The organism is Sebaldella sp. S0638 (assembly GCF_024158605.1).
Classification (GTDB): Bacteria; Fusobacteriota; Fusobacteriia; order Fusobacteriales; family Leptotrichiaceae; genus Sebaldella.
Map to the genome: position 1 here is coordinate 1 of NZ_JAMZGM010000204.1, position 3,128 is coordinate 3,128.

At 39.5% G+C, this 3,128-nt stretch carries 3 protein-coding genes; all 3 read left to right on the top strand.

The genetic code is table 11. The annotated features are described in order from the left end of the window. A partial coding sequence (locus NK213_RS19425) for an ABC transporter ATP-binding protein (protein ID WP_253352406.1) occupies positions 1 to 1,512 on the top strand: 1,512 nt, incomplete at its 5' end. Further along, positions 1,505 to 2,569: an ABC transporter permease gene (locus NK213_RS19430; protein WP_253352409.1), complete on the top strand. Its 1,065-nt coding sequence runs from the start codon at positions 1,505 to 1,507 to the stop codon at positions 2,567 to 2,569. The genes NK213_RS19425 and NK213_RS19430, both read left to right, overlap by 8 nt. Then, the coding region (locus tag NK213_RS19435) for an ABC transporter permease (protein WP_253352411.1) at positions 2,566 to 3,128 on the top strand (563 nt) is incomplete at its 3' end. The genes NK213_RS19430 and NK213_RS19435, both read left to right, overlap by 4 nt.

Sequence of the window (3,128 nt, forward strand, 5' to 3'; positions counted from 1 at the left end):
GAATATATCCTGGAGATGGAAAATATACGTAAGGAATTTTTAGGGGGCAAGGTAGTAGCAAATGAAGATATTACCTTAAAGGTGAAAAAAGGGGAGATTCACGCAATAGTAGGGGAAAACGGAGCAGGGAAATCCACACTGATGAAAATGCTCAACGGACTGTACGCGCCAACAAGCGGAAAGATTTTTTACAAAGGGGAGGAAATAACTATAGACTCACCTTCTGTAGCTGCAAAAACGGGAATAGGAATGGTCTACCAGCACTTTATGCTGATAGATACTCTTACAGTGGCAGAAAATATGGTGCTTGGTTTTGAACCCAGCACAATGGGGAAGTTCGATAAGAAGAAAGCAAGACAGGATGTAATTGACGTGGCTGATAAATACGGTCTTAATATAAATCCTGATTCAAAAGTAGAAGACCTTTCTGTAGGAATACAGCAGAGAATAGAAATACTAAAGATACTGTTCAAAGGAGCAGAACTTCTGATATTCGACGAGCCTAGTGCCGTACTTACACCACAGGAGGTAAAGGAACTGTACCAGATAATGAGAAATCTGGTAAAAGAGGGGAAAACAATAATATTCATTACACATAAATTACAGGAAGTACTTGACGTTTCAGATAATATAACGGTAATAAGAAAAGGTAAAAACGTAGGAAGTATAAAAACAAGTGAAGCAACAAAAGAGATAATAGCCAATATGATGGTGGGAAGAAAAGTGTTGTTTGAAGTGAACAGACCTGATGTAACATTGGGGAAAGACCTTGTGGAAGTGCTGAACATGAGAGTAAACGGAGATAACGGACTTGAAGCAGTAAAGGGAGTAGACCTGATAATACATGAAGGAGAAGTTCTTGGTATAGCGGGAGTAGAAGGAAACGGACAGACAGAACTGATAGAAGCACTTGCAGGACTGAGAAAAGTAGAAAAAGGAAGTTTCAGAATAGGAGAACAGAATCTGACACATTCATCACCAAAGGAGAGAAGAGTAAGCGGGCTTTCACATATACCTGAGGACAGACATAAGAGGGCGGCAATAGATGACTTCTCAATAGAGGAAAATATGATCCTTGGAGTAGAAGATGATTATTCACACGGGATGATACTGGATTTTGGGAAAATAACGCAGAAAACAAACGAGTATATAAAGAAATATGATATAAGAACACCTGATTCCAAAGTAAAGTTCGGAGGACTGTCAGGAGGAAACCAGCAGAAAGTGGTAGTAGCAAGAGAACTGGAGAAGGAAAACAGATTCATAATAGCTTCACAGCCCACAAGAGGAGTGGATATAGGAGCAATAGAGATGATTCATAATACAATACTGAGTGAAAAGAAGAATAAGAAGGCAATACTGGTAGTATCGGCTGAATTATCAGAAGTAATGAGTCTTAGTGACAAGATAGCAGTAATGTATGAAGGAAAAGTAGTTGGTGTACTGAAAAGAGAGGAAGCAACAACAGAGAAACTGGGAATATTAATGGCAGGAGGTAAAATTGATGAATAAAAAGTATGTGGAAATTTTAACTCCATTACTAGCAGTATTAACAGCCTTAATAATAGGGGGAATAATAATTCAGCTGAATGGTGTAAATGCATTTGAGGCATACGGCCAGTTATTTAAGTCGGCATTTTATCAGGCGAATCCAAAGGCACCGTTTATGAGCGGACTGGCAAAGACGCTTCTGACGGCAACGCCGATGATATTTGTGGGATTATCAGTAATGATAGCCTTTAAGGCAGGATTATTTAATATAGGAGCCCAGGGACAGATGATAATGGGCGGAGTGGCAGCGGCAGTAGTAGGAATTTATGTGAAGAATGCATTTCTTGGAAACTTTGTAACAGCAATGATAGCAGCAGGAATAGCGGGATTTTTATGGGCATCAATATCAGGCTACCTAAAGGCAAAGTTCGGTGTGCATGAGGTAATAAGTACGATAATGTTAAACTATATAGCGATAAATCTTCAGAATTATCTTTTGAACTATCCATTAAAAGACCCGGCATCACAAAATGTACAGACAATGAAGGTACTGGAGCCTGCAAGACTGTTTTTGCTGGCACCGTCAACAAAACAGAAACTGAATTTAGGCTTTATACTGGCAATAGCAGCGGTAATACTGGTATGGTATTTCTTCGGGAAGACAAAACAGGGCTATGAAATGAAAGCAGTGGGACTAAATGCAGGATCAGCAGAGAATGCAGGAATAAAGATAAAGAAGAATATAATCTTTGCAATGGGACTTGCCGGAATACTGGCAGGACTTGGCGGAGCAGAAAGAGTTCTTGGAGGATCGGCACAGTATGCTTATACGGAACTGATAATGGGAGAGTTAGGATTTACGGGAGTAGCAGTATCATTATTGGGGAAAAGTAATCCAATAGGAGTATTTATAGCGGCAATCTTTTATGCCTCATTGGAAATAGGAGGGCAGAGCCTTCAGAGTATGAGAATACCGAAAGAGGTAGTTTATATAATACAGGCATTAATAATAATATTTGTAGCAGGAGAAAATCTGTTTAGATATATGTTATCAAAAAGAGGAGGTAAAAAACAATGATGGAAATATTAGGACAAATCTTGATGTTGGCCCCTCCGATCTTAATAACAGCAGTAGGAGCATGTTTTACGGAAATAACAGGAGTAACAAACTTAGGTTTAGAAGGAATGATGTTATGCGGGGCATTTGCAGGAGCGACAGTATCGTATTATACGGGAAATCCATATATGGGACTAATAGCGGGAATCTTAGCAGGCGGAATAATATCACTGGTACATGCATTTATAAGTATAAACTTACGGGGGAACCAGATAGTTAGTGGTGTGGCGATAAACTTACTTGCAGTGGCACTGACCTCATATCTGATAAAGGTATTATTCAAGGTAGCGGGATCAACACCGGCAGCACCTAAACAGGCAAGTCTGATGTTTGTATTGATACTGATCTACGGACTGGCAATAATATCGAATTATATAATGTACGGAACAGTGCTTGGACTGAGAATGAGAGCAGTGGGAGAACATCCTCTGGCAGCAGATACAGTGGGAATAAATGTATATTTGATAAGATATACAGGAGTAGTAATGTCAGGACTTTATGCAGGGCTTGGAGGAGCATA

Excerpts from the sequence above, each read along its gene's own strand:
- NK213_RS19430 (WP_253352409.1), top strand. The coding sequence starts at position 1,505 with ATGAATAAAAAGTATGTGGAAATTTTAACTCCATTACTAGCAGTATTA.